Annotated in this window: 18 protein-coding genes; 10 read left to right on the forward strand and 8 right to left on the reverse strand. The window is 72.9% G+C overall.

The window, feature by feature from the left end; all coding sequences use genetic code 11:
- Positions 1-44: 44 nt before the first annotated feature.
- The 5 genes from ASD06_RS15900 to ASD06_RS15920 all read right to left on the reverse strand — a co-directional run bounded on the left by ASD06_RS15900 (position 45) and on the right by ASD06_RS15920 (position 4,330).
- Positions 45-1,292 (reverse strand): MFS transporter, encoded by a 1,248-nt coding sequence (locus ASD06_RS15900; protein ID WP_056679897.1) that lies wholly within the window; start codon positions 1,290-1,292, stop codon positions 45-47.
- Complete coding sequence (locus tag ASD06_RS19800; protein WP_056679900.1) at positions 1,289-1,753, reverse strand: MarR family winged helix-turn-helix transcriptional regulator; 465 nt, start codon at positions 1,751-1,753, stop codon at positions 1,289-1,291. Before ASD06_RS19800 ends, ASD06_RS15900 begins: the two co-directional genes overlap by 4 nt.
- Positions 1,754-1,810: 57 nt before the next feature.
- Positions 1,811-2,806, reverse strand: coding sequence for a serine hydrolase (locus tag ASD06_RS15910; RefSeq protein WP_056679903.1), 996 nt, complete (start codon positions 2,804-2,806; stop codon positions 1,811-1,813).
- Positions 2,807-2,889: 83 nt separating this feature from the next.
- Positions 2,890-3,789, reverse strand: coding sequence for a DNA-3-methyladenine glycosylase (locus tag ASD06_RS15915; protein WP_082538127.1), 900 nt, complete (start codon positions 3,787-3,789; stop codon positions 2,890-2,892).
- A 34-nt stretch (positions 3,790-3,823) separates the two neighbouring features.
- Positions 3,824-4,330: a VOC family protein gene (locus ASD06_RS15920; protein ID WP_056679909.1), complete on the reverse strand. Its 507-nt coding sequence runs from the start codon at positions 4,328-4,330 to the stop codon at positions 3,824-3,826.
- 109 nt (positions 4,331-4,439) lie between these two features.
- Here ASD06_RS15920 and ASD06_RS15925 point away from each other — a divergent pair, with 109 nt between their 5' ends.
- The gene (locus ASD06_RS15925) at positions 4,440-4,919 is read left to right on the forward strand and encodes a TspO/MBR family protein (protein WP_056679912.1); all 480 of its coding nucleotides are present in this window, start codon (positions 4,440-4,442) and stop codon (positions 4,917-4,919) included.
- Positions 4,920-5,046: 127 nt separating this feature from the next.
- Here the strand turns inward: ASD06_RS15925 and ASD06_RS15930 are convergent, their stop codons facing one another.
- From ASD06_RS15930 to ASD06_RS15940, 3 genes are read right to left on the reverse strand one after another with little or no spacing between them, the layout of a single operon-like run.
- Positions 5,047-5,898, reverse strand: a complete 852-nt coding sequence (locus ASD06_RS15930) for a MaoC/PaaZ C-terminal domain-containing protein (RefSeq protein ID WP_200942254.1) — start codon at positions 5,896-5,898, stop codon at positions 5,047-5,049.
- Positions 5,895-7,214 (reverse strand): 3-oxoacyl-ACP reductase, encoded by a 1,320-nt coding sequence (locus ASD06_RS15935; RefSeq protein WP_056679915.1) that lies wholly within the window; start codon positions 7,212-7,214, stop codon positions 5,895-5,897. The genes ASD06_RS15930 and ASD06_RS15935 overlap by 4 nt, the downstream gene beginning before the upstream one ends.
- A complete protein-coding gene (locus ASD06_RS15940) occupies positions 7,214-8,494 on the reverse strand; it encodes an acetyl-CoA C-acetyltransferase (RefSeq protein ID WP_056679918.1) in 1,281 nt (426 codons plus the stop codon). Before ASD06_RS15940 ends, ASD06_RS15935 begins: the two co-directional genes overlap by 1 nt.
- Before the next feature lie 90 nt (positions 8,495-8,584).
- Here ASD06_RS15940 and ASD06_RS15945 point away from each other — a divergent pair, with 90 nt between their 5' ends.
- The 9 genes from ASD06_RS15945 to ASD06_RS15985 all read left to right on the forward strand — a co-directional run bounded on the left by ASD06_RS15945 (position 8,585) and on the right by ASD06_RS15985 (position 17,553).
- Positions 8,585-9,271 carry a TetR/AcrR family transcriptional regulator gene (locus ASD06_RS15945; protein ID WP_056679921.1) on the forward strand — a complete coding sequence of 229 codons (687 nt, stop codon included), beginning with the start codon at positions 8,585-8,587 and terminating at the stop codon, positions 9,269-9,271.
- Positions 9,268-11,229, forward strand: a complete 1,962-nt coding sequence (locus ASD06_RS15950) for an acyl-CoA dehydrogenase (RefSeq protein WP_056679924.1) — start codon at positions 9,268-9,270, stop codon at positions 11,227-11,229. Before ASD06_RS15945 ends, ASD06_RS15950 begins: the two co-directional genes overlap by 4 nt.
- Before the next feature lie 328 nt (positions 11,230-11,557).
- Positions 11,558-12,025, forward strand: a complete 468-nt coding sequence (locus ASD06_RS15955) for a hypothetical protein (protein ID WP_056679927.1) — start codon at positions 11,558-11,560, stop codon at positions 12,023-12,025.
- A 51-nt stretch (positions 12,026-12,076) separates the two neighbouring features.
- Positions 12,077-12,505: a PaaI family thioesterase gene (locus ASD06_RS15960; protein ID WP_082538128.1), complete on the forward strand. Its 429-nt coding sequence runs from the start codon at positions 12,077-12,079 to the stop codon at positions 12,503-12,505.
- Entirely contained in the window at positions 12,498-13,685 is a 1,188-nt protein-coding gene (locus tag ASD06_RS15965; protein ID WP_056679930.1) for a thiolase family protein, read from the forward strand. The genes ASD06_RS15960 and ASD06_RS15965 overlap by 8 nt, the downstream gene beginning before the upstream one ends.
- Positions 13,686-13,837: 152 nt before the next feature.
- Positions 13,838-14,626 carry a CoA transferase subunit A gene (locus ASD06_RS15970; RefSeq protein WP_056679933.1) on the forward strand — a complete coding sequence of 263 codons (789 nt, stop codon included), beginning with the start codon at positions 13,838-13,840 and terminating at the stop codon, positions 14,624-14,626.
- 1 nt (position 14,627) lies between these two features.
- Positions 14,628-15,260, forward strand: a complete 633-nt coding sequence (locus ASD06_RS15975) for a 3-oxoacid CoA-transferase subunit B (RefSeq protein ID WP_056679936.1) — start codon at positions 14,628-14,630, stop codon at positions 15,258-15,260.
- 19 nt (positions 15,261-15,279) lie between these two features.
- Entirely contained in the window at positions 15,280-16,452 is a 1,173-nt protein-coding gene (locus ASD06_RS15980) for a nucleotide sugar dehydrogenase (RefSeq protein ID WP_056679939.1), read from the forward strand.
- 51 nt (positions 16,453-16,503) lie between these two features.
- Positions 16,504-17,553 carry a zinc-dependent alcohol dehydrogenase family protein gene (locus tag ASD06_RS15985; RefSeq protein WP_056681106.1) on the forward strand — a complete coding sequence of 350 codons (1,050 nt, stop codon included), beginning with the start codon at positions 16,504-16,506 and terminating at the stop codon, positions 17,551-17,553.
- Position 17,554: the final 1 nt, after the last annotated feature.

The following is a 17,554-nucleotide window of genomic DNA, read 5'->3' on the forward strand; positions in this document are numbered from 1 at the left end:
GGGGCGGGGCCGGGTTGGGAGGGGCGGGGCCGGGAGGGGTGTCCTCAGGCGTCGGCGGCGGACAGCACCTCAGCCTCGTCGCGGCTGTGCGACGCCGGCTCGTGCTCGTCGACGTGAGCCAGCACGCGGCGTCCGGTCGACAGGACGACGACGCCCAGCGCCGTCGCGGCGGCGCCGACCCAGAAGGGCAGGTGCGGGCTCACCGACTCGCCCAGCTTGCCGGCCAGCCACGGTGCCACCGCACCTCCGCCGAACCGCACGAAGCTGTACGCCGCGCTGGCCGTGCCGCGCTCGACCGGGGCGGCGAGCATGACGGCCTCGGTGATGAGGGTGTTGTTGATGCCGAGGAACGCGCCGGCCGCGATCACACCCACCACCAGCACCGGCCGGTGCTCGGTGAACAGCGCCATCACCGCGAGGTCGGCCGCGAACGCCACGAGCGCCGCCGAGATCACCGGCAGCGTGCCGAAGCGCCGCTGCAGCACCGGCGCCACGAACACCGACGTGACGGCCAGGCAGATGCCCCACCCGAAGAAGATGAAGCCGATGGCGTGCGGACCCATGCCCAGGGGGAAGGGCGTGTAGGCGAGCAGCGTGAAGAAGCCGAAGTTGTAGAGCAGCGCGGTGATGCCGACGGTGAGCAGGCTGCGGTGCCGCAGGGCCCGGAAGGGATCGAGCAGGCTCGTCGGTCGGGCCACCTTCGGTGTGGCCGGAAGGAACACCATGATCGACACGAAGGCGACGGCCATGAGCACCGCCACGCCGAAGAACGGGCCGCGCCACGAGATGTCGCCGAGGACGCCGCCCACGAGCGGACCCGTCGCGATCCCGATGCCGAGCGCCGCCTCGTACAAGATGATCGAGCTCGCGACGCCACCGCTGGCCGCACCCACGATGGTCGCGAGCGCCGTCGCGATGAACAGGGCGTTACCCAGGCCCCACCCACCGCGGAAGCCGACGATCTGGCCCACCGTGCTGCTCGAGCCGGCCAAGGCGCTGAACACGACGATGATGGCCAGGCCGGCCAGCAGCGTGCGCTTGGCACCGAGCCGGCTCGAGACCGCGCCGGTGATGAGCATCGCCACGCCCATGACGGCCATGTAGCTGGTGAACAGCAGCGAGACCTGCGACGGCGAGGCGTCCAGCTGGTCGGCGATGGGCTTGAGGATCGGGTCGACCAGGCCGATGCCCATGAACGCGATGACGCAGGCGAACGCCACCGCCCACACCGCGCGGGGCTGGTGCAGGATGCTGGGGCGTTCCAGCGTCTCGGTGGGCGGGGCGGCGGTCATGCGTTCTCCTCGTCGGTGGGGTTGAGCGTGGGGGTGTGCTGGAGCACGGCCTTGAGGGCCTGGACGCCGTCGGCCAGCGCGGTGAGCTGGGCGGTGTCGAGGGTGGCCAGGCGCGGGGTGAGGGCCGAGGCGGCGTCGCGGCGGAACTGCAGCTGGGCGGCGCGGCCGGCGTCGGTGATGCGGATGCGCACGGCGCGGGCGTCGGTGGGGTCCGGCGTCCGCTCGACCCACCCGCGCTCCTCGAGCTTCTGCACGAGGTTGGTCGCGGTGGGTTGGGAGGTGCGGTCGGCTGCCGCGATGTCGCTGATGCGGGGCTCGCCGAGGTCGACGATGACGGCGAGCGCGCGGGCGAGGGCGCGCGGCACCGACGACGTGCTCTCGCGCGCCGCGAAGCGGATCAGGCGCGAGCTGACGGCGATGAGCTGGGCGCCCAGGTCGGCGAGGTCGGGTTCTGACGTCACCGCAGGAGTATTACATAGCAATCCTATGTAGCGCTACTGGCGGCACTGCGGCAGCGGTCAGAGGCCGAACTGCTCCTCGAGCAGACGGACCATCAGCCAGGCGCCGTCCGTCCAGTTGGCCATCACCGTGCACGTCGTGGTCGTGGCCGGGTCGTGCGCGCTCACGAAGGAGACCCCGGCGTCGTAGCCCTCGAGCCACACTCCGTCGCCGCTCGCCCGCAGATGGAACCCCAGACCGAACCGCTGGTGCTCCTCTGGCCAGTCGCTGCGGGGGTCCAGCATGGCCGCGACGCTCGCCCGCGAGACGATCCGACCGGCGAACAGCGCCTTCCAGAACTCGGCCAGGTCGGCCGCGGTCGAGTACGCGCCACCGTCGCCGCTGCCGACCACGGGCAGGTGCAGCACGTTGGTGCGCAGACCGTGGCGGTGCAGGTAGCCGCGGGCTGCCCGGCCAGGCAGCTCGTCGGACCGGAGGAAGGCGGTGTCGACCATCCCCGCGGGTTCGCAGACCAGGGTGCGGACGAGCTCGTGGAAGGCCACGCCACTCGCTCGCTCGGCGAGCAGCGCCAGCACGACGTAGCCGCCGTTGTTGTACGCGAAGCGGGCGCCCGCGGCGAACGCCGTCTCGTGCCCCTCGAGCACGGGCAGGTACTGCTCGGTGGAGTCGAGCTGGTGCACCGGCAGCGTCAGCACGTAGTCAGTGACCTCCAGGTCGTGCTCGTCGAGGTAGTCACCGATGCCCGAACGGAGCAGGTGCTCGACGGTGACGTCAGGGGCGATGAGCGCGAGGTCGTCGGCCAGCAGCGAGCGCGCCGTCGTCCCCAGATCGAGCAGCCCTCGCTCGAGCAGGCTCATCACGACCAGTGCCGTGAAACCCTTGGAACCACTCGCGATCGCCAGCTGCGTGTGCACCGTGTGGGGCACGTGGTGGGCGCGGTCCGCCCACCCGAAAGCCGAACACAGCTCGGTGCGGCCGGCGCGGTCGACGCGGACCACGCCGGAGAACCCGGTGCGCTCCGCCGTCTCGTCCACCGCGTCCGCGAGCGACCGCACAGGCCGAACCTCACCGCCCAGGCGCGCGCCGGCGACGGGATTTCGGCGGCTCGCCGGACGCTCGGTGCCACGAGTCGGCGCCATTACAGCGACAGGTACTCGGCCCAGAGGTGAACCATGGCGAGCGACCGGTACGGCGCCCAGCGGCGTCCGAGCTCGCGCACCGCCGCCGGTGAGCCGTCGCACCCGAGCCGCTCGACCGCCCGACGCACCGCGAGGTCCGTGGCCAGCAGGACGTCGCGGTCACCACGGGCCCGGAGGTCGAAGTAGTCGGCGGTCCAGGGCCCGACGCCGGGCAGCGCCAGCAGCTGCTCGCGCGACGGCAGGGCAGACGGTAAGGCAGACGGTAGGGCCGTGGCCGCGACGAGCTCGGCCGCGGCGACGACGGCTCGGGCCCGGCTGCGCGGCATCCGCAGGGCCTGGGTGTCGGGTGGCAGCGTGGCCACTGCCTGCGGCGCGGGGAAGAGATGCGTGACACACGGCGTCGCCGCCACCAGCTCGGCGGGCAGCCGGTCGTCGACGGCCTTCACCAGCGCCGCGGTCACCGTGCGGGCACCAGCCACCGAGACCTGCTGCCCGACGACGGTGCGGACGAGGGTCTCCCACGGATCCGTCGTCCCCGGCACGTGCAGTCCCCGTCGCCGCTCGACCATCGGCCGCAGCCGGGGGTCCGCCGCCAGGGCGGACTCGGCGTCCTCGACGTCCGTATCGAGGGCGAGGGCGAGTCGCAGTCGTTGCAGCGCAACGCCTTCGTCGGCCGAATCGGTTAGGTGCAGCCGCACCTCAACACCCGGCGTGCCCCCGTCGACGGCGGCCTGCACCGACGCCACGCCCGCACCACCGGGCAGGCGCAGGGACGTCGTCCAGCGGGTGCCGTCCCACGCCTCCACGCCCGGCACGGCGTGCGCCGCGAGGAAGGCGAGCACGCGTCCGGTGTCGTGCCGACCGACCGCAGCGAGCCGATGGGTGCTCGATTCCACCACCCGGGCACCGTAGCGGCGCGCCGCGTGGGCGGGCTCAGACCGTGGCGGGGAAGGAGACGCCGACGCCGCCGCGGGTCTGCGCGCCGTACCGCTCGATCTCGGCGGCCAGGTCGAGCGGGGCGGTCGTCATCGTGAGGTCGGGGGTGATGCGGTCGGCCGGCACGAGCCAGCTGACCTCGAACTCCAGGCCGTCGGGGTCCTTGGCGTAGAGCGCCTTCGTGGTGCCGTGGTCGGACGCCCCACCCAGGGCGCCCAACTCAGCCAGCCGGCCGGCGATGCGCTGGAGCTCCGCGAGCGTGTCGACCTCCCAGGCGAGGTGGTACAGCCCGACGCTCGAGCGGCCGGCCCCCGAGGGCGCAGCCGCCGAGCCCACCTCGAACAGGCCGAGGTCGTGGTCGTTCTGGCTCGCCGCCGCCTGCAGGAACGCGGCTCCGGACAGCTCGGCCTTGACCCGGAAGTCCAGGGCGTCGCGATAGAAGGCGACGCTGCGCTGGACGTCGCGCACGAAGAGCACGGCGTGGTTGAGGCGGGTGACGGGCATAGCGGCCTCCAGAGGCTTAGTTGATGCTTCAACTACTGTAGCGCACGTTCACCGCCGAGGGAACCGGTCACGACAGGTGAGATCGCCCGAGGCGTGCTCAGGTGGAGGGGTGAAGCCGCGCACTCTCGTCACCACGTCCGCCGCCGTCGCCGCCACAGCCGTCGCCGGCAGCATCGCCAGCCAGGACGTCGGCGGTCGCTGGTACCGCCGCCTCGACAAGCCCGCGTTCCAGCCGCCGGGCGCTGTCTTCCCCGTGGTGTGGACGGCGCTCTACACCGACATCGCGGTGACGACGGCCCTGGCCTCCGACCGGCTGCGCGAGCGCGGCGACAGCGAGCGCGCCCGCGCACTGCACCGCGCCCTGGGCGCCAACCTGGTGCTCAACGCCTCGTGGTCGTGGGTGTTCTTCCGGTTCCACCGCCTCGGCCCCGCGGTCGCCGTCGCCGGCGCGCTCGCCGCCAGCAGCGCCGACCTCACCCGGCGCGTCGGGGAGGCCGACCGCCGTGCGGGGGCCGCGCTGTCGCCGTACGCCGTCTGGACGGCGTTCGCCGCCGTGCTGTCTGCCGCCATCTGGCGGCGCAACCGCTGAGGGTCCGGCGCGGCGGCCCCGGCGGGCACTTACCGAGGGCTCGGTGCACTTCTCGAGGGGTCCAACCCTCGGCAAGCGGCGTGTCACCCACAGAACGTGATCAACGTCGGAAGGTCGGGCGCGGGGGTCAGCGGATGGTGCCCCGCAGGTGCTCGCCCTCGCGCGACGACACGACCACGTCGTAGCCGCCGTCGACCGACCGCGTGCGCAGCTCGACGCTGCTCGGCAGCAGCACCGGGCGCCGGAACTCGACGTCCGCGACGTAGGCGTCTGGCAGGCGCGGCTGCAGGGCCGACACGCAGCGCGCCATGGTCCACATGCCGTGGGCGATGGCCCGCGGAAAGCCGAAACCCTTGGCGGCCAACGCCGTCAGGTGGATCGGGTTGACGTCGCCGCTCACCCGCGCGTAGCGCCGGCCGAGGTCGGCGGGCAGCCGCCAGCGCGACGTCGGTGGTGCCGCCCGGTCGAGCGCGACGTCCACGTGTCGGTCTTGCGCTGCAGGCAGTCCGGACGACGACCCGCGGGCCAGGTAGGTGCTGCGCCCGCGCCAGACCACCTCGCCGTCGACGCGGGCCTCGCCGACGAGGTCGACCTGTCGACCCTTGGGGTGGGCGCTCAGCGCCTCGCTGCGCACCGACAGGTCGAGGTGCTCCTCGGCCCGGACCGGACGCACCTGCTCGACGCGGTTCGCGACGTGCACCAGGCCCGGCAGCGGCAGCGGGAAGTCCGGCTCGGCCATGAGCGTGAGCTGCAGGCCGAACGTCAGGACGTGCACGAAGGTCGCCGGTAGCACGTCGCTGACCGCGAAGCCGCACACCCGGTCGTAGCGCGCGAGGTGGTCGAGGTCGGTCCGCACCCCCCGCTGCACGACCTCGGTGTCGGGCAGCGCACCCGAGCGACCCGCCGCCGTGGCGGTGGCACGAGTCATGAGCAGGGCGACGTGCGGCTGGCCGTCGAGGGTGATGGTGCGCACGCTCACGCTCCCAGCTGGCTCTGGCCGCAGACCCGCACCACCTGGCCGGTCACCCCGGCGCTGCCCGGCTGGGCGAACCACGCGACGGCCTCGGCGACGTCGACCGGCAGGCCGCCCTGGCTCAGGCTGTTGATCCGGCGCCCGACCTCGCGCGTCGCCAGCGGGATGCGGGCGGTGAGCACCGTCTCGATGAACCCCGGCGCCACCGCGTTGTAGGTGATGCCGCGATCGGCCACCTCGCGCGCCCGGGCCTGCACCATGCCGATGACACCAGCCTTGCTGGCGGCGTAGTTGGCCTGCCCGCGGTTGCCGGCGATGCCGCTCGTCGACGACAGCGACACGACGCGGCCGTCCTGTGCCAGGGCGCGGTCGCCCAGCAGCACGTCGTCGATGCGCAGCTGCGCCTCGAGGTTGACCGCGAGCACGCTGCCCCAGCGGTCCGCGTCGGTGTTGACCAGCAGCTTGTCGCGCGTGATCCCGGCGTTGTGCACGACGACGTCGAGGCCGCCGTGGCGCTCCTGCGCGTGGTCGGCGATACGGCGTCCGGCATCGGCAGCGGTGACATCGAGCTGCAGGGCCGTGCCACCGACGCGGTTGGCCACCGACATGAGCGCCTCGCCCGCCGCCGGCACGTCGACGGCCACCACCGTGGCGCCGTCACGAGCCAGCACCTCGGCGATGGCTTCTCCGATGCCGCGCGCCGCGCCGGTGACGACGGCGACCTTGCCCTGCAACGGCTTCTGCCAGTCGGTGGGCGGCAGCTCAGCGGCGGTCACCCGCACGACCTGGCCGTCGACGTACGCCGAACGCGACGACAGCAGGAAGCGCAGCGTCGACTCGGCGGCGTCGTCGGCTCCCTCGTCGACCAGCACGAGGTTGGCGGTGGACCCGGCGCGCAGCTCCTTGCCGACCGAGCGCACGATCCCCTCGAGAGCCCGCTGGGCGGCTGCGGCCGCGGCGGTCGACGCCGACTCGGGCGGCCGGCCCAGCACCACCAGCCGGGCGCAGGGCAGGAGCCGTCTCAGCGCGGGTGCGAGCACCTCGCGCAGGGACTCCAGCTGACCGGGATCCGTTGCGGCGCAGGCGTCGAACACCACAGCGCCGAGGCGCTCGTCGCTCGCCGAGTGCGACGTCGCCGAGTCGCTCAGCACGCGGTCGATCACCGGCGCCGGGGTGCCCACGCCCGCCACGAGCGCCGGGCCCACCAGCAGCGGCTGCCCGGGCTCGTACCGGCGCAGCTCGACAGGGCGGGGCAGGCCGAGCCGCTGGGCCAGCGCCTTGCCGAACGAGCCGTTGACGAAGCCTGCGTACCGGTCGCTCATCACGCCGCCTCGAGGATCGCGACGACACCCTGCCCGCCGGCGGCGCAGATCGAGATGAGCCCGCGGCCCGAGCCCTTCTCGTGCAGCTGCTTAGCGAGTGCGGCCACGATGCGGCCACCCGTGGCGGCGAAGGGGTGCCCGGCCGCGAGCGAGGAGCCGTTGACGTTCACGCGGTCTCGGTCGATGGAGCCGAGCGGGGCGTCCAGACCGAGCCGGTCGCGGCAGAACGTCTCGCTCTCCCAGGCCGCCAGCGTCGTGAGCACCGTCGAGGCGAAGGCCTCGTGGATCTCGTAGTAGTCGAAGTCCTGCAACCCCAGGCCCTGCCGCTTGAGCAGACGAGCGACGGCGTACGCGGGCGCCATGAGCAGACCCTCACCGCCGTGCACGTAGTCGACCGCGGCGGTCTCAGCGTCCACCAGGTGCGCCAGCACGGGAAGGTGGTGGTCGGACGCCCACTCGTCACTGCCCAGCAGCACCGCGCTGGCGCCGTCCGAGAGCGGGGTGGAGTTGCCCGCCGTCATGGTGGCGCCCGGACCCTCACCGAACACCGGCTTGAGCTTCGCGAGCTTCTCGACGCTGGAGTCGGGACGCAGGTTCTGGTCGCGGCTGAGGCCGAGGTAGGCGGTGACCAGGTCGTCCATGAACCCGCGCTCGTAGGCTGCCGCGAGATTGCGGTGGCTGGCGGCGGCGAGCTCGTCCTGCGCCTCGCGCGAGATCTCCCACTCGGCCGCGGTGATGGCCATGTGGTCGCCCATCGACAGGCCGGTGCGGGGCTCGCTGTTCTGCGGGATCTCGGGCACCACGTGGCCAGGGCGCAGGCGGGCCACCGCCCTCAGCCGCTGCTGCAGGGTCTTGGCCCGGTTGAGGGCGAGGAGCGCCTCGCGCAGCCCCTCGTTGACGGCGATGGGGGCGTCGCTGGCGCTGTCGACCCCGCCCGCGATCCCGCTGTCGATCTGGCCCAGGGCGATCTTGTTGGCCACCAGCACCGTCGTCTCCAGGCCGGTGCCGCAGGCCTGCTGGACGTCGTAGGCGGGCGTCCACGGCGACAGGCGCGACCCGAGCACGGCCTCGCGCGTGAGGTTGAAGTCGCGGCTGTGCTTGAGGACGGCGCCCGCGGCCACCTCCCCGACGCGCTCACCCGCCAGGCCGAAGCGGGCCACGAGCCCGTCGAGCGTCGCCGTCAGCATGTCCTGGTTGCTCGCCCGGGCGTACGGGCCGTGAGCGCGGGCGAACGGGAGGCGGTTGCCGCCGATGATCGCGGCGCGGCGGGGCGTGGCCATAAGGGCACCTTTCGGGCAGTGGCGAACAGTCAGAACAGAACGCGATACTGACGGTAGCAGGAACTTTGAGTACCTGGTACTTTCACCGACGTGTCCTCCTCCGAGACCACCGCCTCGACCCGTCCCGACGGGCGCGCGACGCGCTGGGCCGAGCACCGGCTCACCCGGCGCGCCGAGCTCGTCGAGGCCACGCTGCGCGCGGTGCGTCGCCACGGCGCGGGCGTCGGCATGGACGGCATCGCCGCTGAGGCCGGCACCAGCAAGTCGGTGCTGTACCGGCACTTCGGCGACAAGGCCGCCCTCTACCTCGCCGTCGTCGAGTCGGTCGACCGGCTCATCGCCCGCGACCTCGACCACGCCCTCTCGAGCGTCGCCGCCGCCGACCAGCCCGAGGCGCTCATCGCGCACCCCGAGCAGGTGATCGAGGCGGCGGTCGACTCCTACCTGGCGCTGGTCGAGAAGGACCCCGAGGTCTACCGCTTCGTCGTCACCCACCCGCTGCTCGACCGGCCGATGGGTGACGACCCACTGACCGGCCTCACCAGCCGCATCGGTGACCAGCTGGCCGCCCTGATCACGGCAGCGCTCGCTGCCAGCGGCCGCGAAGCCGCCGCCGCGGGTGCGCTCGCCCACGGCGTGGTCGGCCTCGTGCGGGCGGCCGCCGACCACTGGCTCACCACCGCAGACCCGTTGCCGCGCAAGGAGCTCACTCGCCAGCTCAGCGCACTGATCGCCGGCGGCCTCACCGTCGTCCTCTCCCCCCAGGAGCAGCCATGACCACGACGCCCACCGCCCCCGCTGCGACGTCCGACACGGTCGCCGCCCTGCGCTCGCTGCTCGGCGGCCGCTGGGCGCACGTGCGCCAGCAGGCCCGGGCCGAGTTCGACGCCGAGGCCCTGCTGCCCGACCCCGCGCTCACGCTCGAGCAGCAGCGTGAGCGCGTCGCGGAGCAGATGCGCATGCTGGCCGCCAGCGACCACGCGCGCAGCGGCTTCCCGGTGGAGGCGGGCGGCACCAACGACATCGGGGCGTCGGTGACGGCGTTCGAGATGCTCGGTCACACCGACCTGTCGCTGCTGGTGAAGGCCGGCGTCCACTGGGGCCTGTTCGGTGGGGCGGTGTCGAACCTCGGCTCGGACGAGCAGCGGCGCGAGCTGCTGCCGCGGATCATCTCGCTCGACCTGCCGGGCTGCTTCGCCATGACCGAGACCGGCCACGGCAGCGACGTGCAGTCGCTCGGGACGACGGCCACGTACGACCCCGCCAGCGACGAGCTCGTCATCAACACGCCAGACCGCCTGTCGCGCAAGGACTACATCGGCGGCGCCGCCCGTGACGCACGCATGGCTGTGGTGTTCGCGCAGCTCGTCACCGGGCCGGCCGACGCCCCCCAGCACCACGGCGTGCACGGCGTGCTCGTGCCGATCCGTGACGACGACGGCCGCACCCTGCCCGGCGTCACCATCGAGGACTGCGGGCCCAAGATGGGACTCAACGGCGTCGACAACGGCCGGCTGGCCTTCGCCCACGTGCGCGTGCCCCGCACCAACCTGCTGAACCGGTACGGCGACATCAGCCCGGACGGCACCTACAGCAGCCCGATCGACAACCCCAACCGCCGCTTCTTCACCATGCTGGGCACGTTGGTGCGCGGGCGGATCAGCGTCGCCGGTGGCGCAGGAGCCGCGACGCGCACGGCGCTGGCCATCGCGATCCGGTACGCCGAGCAGCGGCGCCAGTTCTCGGCGCCCGGGTCGTCGGACGAGGTGCTCCTGCTCGACTACCGCACGCACCAGCGTCGGCTGCTGCCCGCCCTGGCGACGTCGTACGCGCTGGCCTTCGCGCAGAACGACCTCGTGTCGCTGATGCACGACGTGCAGACCGGCGCGCACGCCGACCGCGACGTCGGCGACGAGCTGCGCCAGCGCCAGCTCGAGGCGCTGGCGGCCGGCGTCAAGGTCCTCGCCACCTGGCACGCGACGCACACCATCCAGGAGTGCCGTGAGGCGTGCGGTGGTGCCGGGTACCTCGCCGAGAACCGCCTGCCCGCGCTCAAGGCCGACACCGACGTCTTCACGACCTTCGAGGGCGACAACACCGTGCTGCTGCAGCTGGTGGCGAAGGGGCTGCTCACCAGCTACCGCGACGCGTTCGGCGACCTGGACTCGTGGGGCACGGTGAAGTTCGTCGCGCGCCAGGTGGCCTCGGCCGTGGTGGAGCGGACGGCGGCCCGCACCCTCGCCCAGCGGCTCGCCGACGTCGGCTCGAGCCGGCGCGACGACGGCGACGACCTGCTCGACCCGGCCGGGCAGCTGCGGCTGCTCACCGACCGCGAGACGCACGTGCTCGAGGGCCTGGCCCGCCGGCTGCGGGCCGCCGCCAAGCCAGGGGCCGACGCCTTCGCCGTCTTCAACGACGCGCAGGACCACGTGCTGCTGGCTGCACGCGCGCACGTCGAGCGCGTCGTCCTCGAGTCGTTCCTGGCGGCCATCGAGCGGTGCACCGACCCGGGCGCGCGCGACCTGCTGCGCGAGCTGTGCACCCTGCACGTGCTGTCGGGGGTCGAGCGTGACCGCGCCTGGTACGTCGAGCACGGCCGGCTCACGCCCGCCCGCAGCCGCAGCGTGACCCGCCTGGTCAACGAGGCGTGCGAGCGCCTGCGGCCGCACGCGCGCGCGCTCGTCGACGGCTTCGGCATCCCCGACTCCTGGCTCGGCGCGGCCTTCCTCACCTGACCCAGCCCCCTGCCGGCAAATTCCCCGGAATTCGTACGCCTGGAGGCGTTCACGTGTACGAGTTCCGGGGAATTTGCCGGTCCAAAGGGGACGGGGGGACGGCTGGCTGCGTCTTGAAGAGTGGGACGGAACGTCCACGTGTTGACACGCGCTGGCCCGTGAGAGCACGATTCCGACCATGGCCCAGGTCCAGCCCACCGAGCTCGTCGTGCGACGTCACGTCGACCTCATGCGGCTGTGCAGCGCAGCGTGTCGTTATCCCGCTGCCTGACGACCCCCGCCACCAGCCGCCGGACGTCCTCCCGCGGCCCACCCCGAAGGTTCGGCCATGACTCTCATCGCCTCCCGTCCCACCACCGACGACGGCCGCCGGCTGCTCACCACGCACGAGCTGGCCCTCGTCGTCCGCCGCGTCGCGAGCGAACCGCGCCGTTGGCGCCCGCACGTCAGCCGCGCCGCCGACGCCCACGAGGTGCAGCTCTCCGGCCCCGTCGGCGTCGAGGTGTGGCTGCGCAACTGGTTGCCCGCGCAGCAGCAGTCCCTGCACGACGACGGTGCGCTCGCCGCCTTCGCGGTCGTCGAGGGCACGCTCACCGAGGTGCGCGACGACGACGTGCTGGGTTCGTGGGCCACCGTGCTGCAGGCACCGGCGGTGCGCGTCGCCGAGCGCGGCCTGGCGTACGGCCTGCGCAACGACCACGGCCGGCCCGCCGTCACCATCCACGCCTACGCGCCGGGGCTCAGCAGCCGGCTCAGCGCCGACGCCGCACGCGAGGGCCTGTCGACCACCGCCTGACCTCGGGGTGACATGCTCGGGCGCAGCAGCCCACGCACCCCGGGAGGTCCGATGTCCACCGACAGCTCGCTGGATGAGAGCGCACCGGCGTTCCCTGACGGCGCCTTCGGCCTGGTCGGCGAGGCGATCGGCCTGACCGTCGACGAGCTCACGGGCGACGTCATGCGCGTGCGCTGGCACGTCGTGCCCGCCGTGCACCAGCCGCACGGCATCCTGCACGGCGGCATCCACGCCTGGATCCACGAGACCGTCGCCAGCGTCGCGGCGTCGACGTGGTTCGGCGACCAGGGCCAGGTGGTGGGGGTGTCGAACCAGACGGACTTCTTCCGGGCCGTGCGGGACGGCGAGCTGACGTCGGTGGGCACGCCGCTGCACCGGGGTCGCTCGCAGCAGGTGTGGGTGGTCGAGACGCGCGACGCGGCCGACCGGCTCATCGCGCGCGGCCAGGTGAGGCTGCAGAACCTGGCCGGCCGTGGCTGAGCGCGCCGACGCGTACGTCGTCGACGCCGTCCGGACGCCGTTCGGCCGCTTCGGCGGCGCGCTGGCCGACGTCCGGCCCGACGACCTCGCCGCCCACGTGGTGCGCAGCCTCGGCGAGCGCAGCCCCCAGCTCGACCCGGCGGACGTCGACGACGTCCTGCTCGGTGACGCCAACGGCGCGGGTGAGGACAACCGCGACGTCGCCCGCATGGCCGTGCTGCTGGCCGGCTGGCCGACGTCCGTGCCCGGCGCCACCGTGAACCGCCTGTGCGGCAGCGGTCTGGAGGCCGCGATCCAGGGACGACGCGCCGTCGAGTGCGGGGACGCCGACCTCGTCGTCGCGGGCGGCGTCGAGTCCATGACCCGTGCCCCGTGGGTGCTGCCGAAGCCCTCGACGCCGTTCCCGCGCGGCCACGAGACGCTGCACTCGACGACGCTCGGCTGGCGCATGGTCAACCCCGAGATGCCCTCGGCCTGGACCATCTCGCTCGGCGAGAGCACCGAGCACCTCGCCGACCTGCACGGCATCAGCCGCGAGGCGCAGGACGAGTTCGCGGCCCGCAGCCACCGCCTGGCCGACGCCGCGTGGTCGGCCGGGGCGTACGACGCCGAGGTCGCCCCCGTGCCGGGCACCGACCTCGAGCGCGACGAGTCAATCCGAGCCGGCAGCACGGTGGAGAGGCTCGCCACGCTCAAGCCGGTGTTCCGCCCCGCCGGCACCGTCACCGCCGGCAACTCCTCACCGCTGAACGACGGCGCCAGCGCGGTGCTCATCGGCTCGGCCGCTGGCGCGCGAAGGGCCGGGCGCGAGCCGCTCGCCCGCATCGCGTCGTCCGCGGTGTCGGGGGTCGACCCGGACGTGTTCGGCATCGGGCCGGTCGAGGCGGCGAACGACGCGCTGCGCCGGGCCGGCATCGGCTGGGGCGACCTGGCGCAGGTCGAGCTCAACGAGGCTTTCGCGGCGCAGTCGCTGGCCTGCCTCGCCGCGTGGCCCGAGCTCGACCCCGAGATCGTCAACCCGCACGGCGGCGCGATCGCGCTGGGCCACCCGCTCGGCGCGTCTGGTGGGCGCGTGCTCGGCCACCTGGCGCACAGCCTGCGGGCACGGGGTGGCGGCTGGGGTCTGGCCGCCCTGTGCATCGGCGTCGGACAGGGCATCGCCGTCGTCCTCGAGGCCTGAGCCCTTCCGCCGTCCAGGCCGCTGTGCGCCGCCCAGGCCGGCGGATAGGGGTTCGGGTGGCGCAAGGGGGATGTGGGGGCGGCCCACAGAGGGACGTCTCCCCCGCGCGGCTAGGGTGGCGGCGGCGATTACTCAACGACGAGGAGTCTGACGTGGACAAGGTGGTGGCGGACGCCGCCGCGGCGGTCGCCGACGTGCGGGACGGCGCGACACTCGCGGTCGGCGGCTTCGGACTGTGCGGCATCCCCTCGGTGCTCATCGACGCCGTGCTGGCGCAGGGCGCGAGCGGCCTGTCGGTCGTGTCGAACAACTGCGGCGTGGACGGCGTCGGGCTGGGCGTGCTGCTGAACGCCGGCCGGATCAAGCGCATCACCGCCTCCTACGTGGGCGAGAACAAGGAGTTCGCGCGCCAGTACCTCGCCGGCGAGCTCGAGGTCGAGCTGACGCCGCAGGGCACGCTCGCCGAGAAGCTGCGAGCCGGTGGCGCCGGCATCGCCGCGTTCTACACCCCCACCGGGGTCGGCACCCAGATCGCCGAGGGCGGCCTGCCGTGGCGCTACAACGGTGACGGCAGCATCGCCGAGGCGTCGCCGGCCAAGGAGGTGCGCGAGTTCACGATGGGCGGGCGCACCCGCGAGTTCGTGCTGGAGGAGTCGATCACCACCGACTTCGCCCTCGTGCGCGCCGCGGTGGGCGACCGCCACGGCAACCTCGTGTTCCACGAGTCGGCGCGCAACTTCAACCCGATCGCGGCGATGGCCGGACGCGTCACGATCGCCGAGGTCGAGCGCCTCGTCGAGCCGGGCGAGATCGACCCCGACCACATCCACCTCCCCGGGGTGTTCGTGCAGCGCGTCGTCGCCCTCACCCCCGAGCAGGCCGCCGACAAGAAGATCGAGAAGCGCACCGTCCGCGCGGGCGCCGAGAAGCAGGAGGCCTGACATGCCGCTGACCCGCGACCAGATGGCCGCCCGGGCCGCGCGCGAGCTCGCCGACGGCTCCTACGTCAACCTCGGCATCGGCCTGCCGACGCTCATCCCGAACCATCTTCCGGACGGCGTGCACGTCGTCCTGCAGTCGGAGAACGGCATCCTCGGCGTGGGCCCCTACCCCACTGAGGACGCGGTCGACCCCGACCTGATCAACGCCGGCAAGGAGACCGTGACGGTGCAGGCCGGGTCGTCGTACTTCGACTCCGCCATCAGCTTCGGCATGATCCGCGGCGGCAAGATCGACGCGGCGGTGCTCGGCGCGATGCAGGTGTCGACCAGCGGCGACATCGCCAACTGGATGATCCCCGGCAAGATGGTCAAGGGCATGGGCGGGGCGATGGACCTCGTGCACGGCGCGAAGAAGGTCATCGTGCTGATGGAGCACGTCGCCAAGGACGGCAGCCCCAAGCTGCTCACCGAGTGCGAGCTGCCGCTCACCGGCAAGGGCGTCGTCGACCGGGTCATCACCGACCTCGGCGTGCTGGACGTCGCCGGCGACCACTTCCGGCTCGTCGAGCTCGCCGACGGCGTGAGCCTCGAGCAGCTGCAGCAGGCCACCGGCGCGCCTGTCGTCGCCGGCTGAGCCTGACACACTGTCCCGCATGACCACACGCATCGCCGTCGTCGGCACGGGCTACGTCGGGCTGTCCCTCGCCGTGCTGCTGGCCCAGCGGCACCCGGTGGTGGCTCTCGACATCGACGCCGAGCGCATCGCGAGCCTGCAGGCCGGCCGGTGTCCGATCAGCGACCCCGACATCGAGAGCTTCCTGTCCGAGCGCGAGCTCTCGCTGACCTGGACCACCGACCCGGCCGAGGCGTACGACGGCGCCGAGCTCGTGTTCATCGCCACGCCCACGAACTACGACCCGGTAACCAACTACTTCGACACGTCCTCGGTGGAGGGCGTCGTCGCCGACGTCGCCGGGCACAACCCCGACGCCGTGATGGTCATCAAGTCGACGATCCCCGTGGGCTTCACGGCCGACCTGGTGGAGCGCACCGGCGCGAACGTCGTGTTCAGCCCGGAGTTCCTGCGGGAGGGCAAGGCGCTGCACGACAACCTGCATCCGTCCCGCGTGGTCGTCGGTGACCAGGGCCAGCGCGGCCAGCGGGTCGCCGAGCTGCTGCGTGAGGCGGCACTCGACGCGGACGTGCCGGTGCTGCTCACCGCGAGCACCGAGGCCGAGGCGATCAAGCTCTTCGCCAACACCTACCTCGCGATGCGGGTCGCCTTCTTCAACGAGCTCGACACCTTCACGGCGACGCGTGGCCTCGATCCGCGCCAGGTCATCGAGGGCGTGAGCCTCGACCCGCGCATCGGTCACCACTACAACAACCCCTCGTTCGGGTACGGCGGCTACTGCCTGCCGAAGGACACCAAGCAGCTGCTGGCCAACTACCGCGACGTGCCGCAGAGCCTCATCGAGGCGGTCGTCAACGCCAACCGCACCCGCAAGGACTGGGTGGCCGACGACATCCTCAGGCGCGACCCCGAGGTGGTCGGGATCCACCGCCTCATCATGAAGTCGGGCTCCGACAACTTCCGCAGCAGCAGCGTGCAGGGGATCATGAAGCGGATCAAGGCCAAGGGCGTGGACGTGATCGTCTACGAGCCCGAGCTGCACGAGGAGCACTTCTTCGGCTCGCCGGTGCTGCACGACCTCGACGAGTTCGTCGCGCGCAGCGACGTGGTCGTCGCGAACCGCCTCGTGCCCGAGCTGAAGTCGGTGGCGGACAAGGTCTACACGCGCGACCTCTTCCACGGCGACCAGTAGCAACCGCGCCCCGGTGGGCTCGCTGCGCCGCGGCGTGACAAGGTGGTCGACATGCGCGCCACGGTGATCCACGGAACCCGCGACATCCGCCTCGAGGACATTCCCGACCCGAAGGTCGAGCTGCCCAGCGACGCGGTCGTCAAGGTCGTGGCCGCCTGCGTCTGCGGCTCGGACCTCTGGCCCTACCGGGGCGTGCGCGAGGTCAAGAAGCCGCAGCGCATCGGCCACGAGTTCGTGGGTGTGGTCGAGGAGGTCGGCGCCGACGTCCGCACGGTGAAGCCCGGCGACTTCGTGATCGCGCCGTTCGCCCTCAGCGACAACACCTGCATCCACTGCCAGCACGGCATCCAGACGTCGTGCGTCAACGGCGAGTGGTGGGGCAGCACGGACGCCTCCGGCCACGTCATCGACGGCGGCCAGGGCGAGTTCGTGCGCGTGCCGATGGCCGACGGGACCCTCGTGGCGACGCCCGAGAGGCCTGACGACGCGCTGGTGCCCGCGTTGCTCACGCTGTCGGACGTCATGGGCACCGGTCACCACGCCGCCCGTGCGGCCGGTGTGGGAGCCGGCCAGACCGTCGTGGTGGTCGGCGACGGCGCCGTAGGCCTGTGCGCGGTGCTGGCCGCCAAGCGGCTGGGGGCGGAGCGGGTCGTGGCGATGTCGCGGCACGCCGACCGGCAGGCGGTGGCGCGACAGTTCGGTGCCGACGAGATCGTGGCCGCGCGCGGTGACGACGGCGTCGCGGCGATCATGCAGCTCACGAAGGACGTCGGGGCCGACGCCGTGCTGGAGTGCGTCGGCACCAAGGAGTCGATGCAGCAGGCGATCGACTCCACCCGGCCGGGCGGTCGCGTGGGCTACGTCGGTGTACCCGCCGGTGGCCCCGAGCTGCCGATCGGCCAGCTGTTCTCGTCCAACATCTCCGTGGGCGGCGGGGTGGCGCCGGTGCGCGCGTACCTGCCGGAGCTGCTCGCCGACGTCCTCGAGGGACGGCTCGACCCGAGCCCGGTGTTCGACGCCACGTTCGCGCTCGCCGACGTCGCGGACGCCTACCGGGCCATGGACGAGCGCACGGCGATCAAGACGCTGCTGCGCCCCTGAC

The sequence above is a fragment of the Angustibacter sp. Root456 genome, from assembly GCF_001426435.1.
Classification (GTDB): Bacteria; Actinomycetota; Actinomycetes; order Actinomycetales; family Angustibacteraceae; genus Angustibacter.

Coding starts and splice junctions, on each gene's coding strand:
- ASD06_RS15900 (WP_056679897.1), bottom strand. CDS start 1,292: ATGACCGCCGCCCCGCCCACCGAGACGCTGGAACGCCCCAGCATCCTG.
- ASD06_RS15955 (WP_056679927.1), top strand. CDS start 11,558: ATGACTCTCATCGCCTCCCGTCCCACCACCGACGACGGCCGCCGGCTG.
- ASD06_RS15935 (WP_056679915.1), bottom strand. CDS start 7,214: ATGAGCGACCGGTACGCAGGCTTCGTCAACGGCTCGTTCGGCAAGGCG.
- ASD06_RS15975 (WP_056679936.1), top strand. CDS start 14,628: ATGCCGCTGACCCGCGACCAGATGGCCGCCCGGGCCGCGCGCGAGCTC.
- ASD06_RS15985 (WP_056681106.1), top strand. CDS start 16,504: ATGCGCGCCACGGTGATCCACGGAACCCGCGACATCCGCCTCGAGGAC.
- ASD06_RS15920 (WP_056679909.1), bottom strand. CDS start 4,330: ATGCCCGTCACCCGCCTCAACCACGCCGTGCTCTTCGTGCGCGACGTC.
- ASD06_RS15950 (WP_056679924.1), top strand. CDS start 9,268: ATGACCACGACGCCCACCGCCCCCGCTGCGACGTCCGACACGGTCGCC.
- ASD06_RS15960 (WP_082538128.1), top strand. CDS start 12,077: ATGTCCACCGACAGCTCGCTGGATGAGAGCGCACCGGCGTTCCCTGAC.
- ASD06_RS15940 (WP_056679918.1), bottom strand. CDS start 8,494: ATGGCCACGCCCCGCCGCGCCGCGATCATCGGCGGCAACCGCCTCCCG.
- ASD06_RS15980 (WP_056679939.1), top strand. CDS start 15,280: ATGACCACACGCATCGCCGTCGTCGGCACGGGCTACGTCGGGCTGTCC.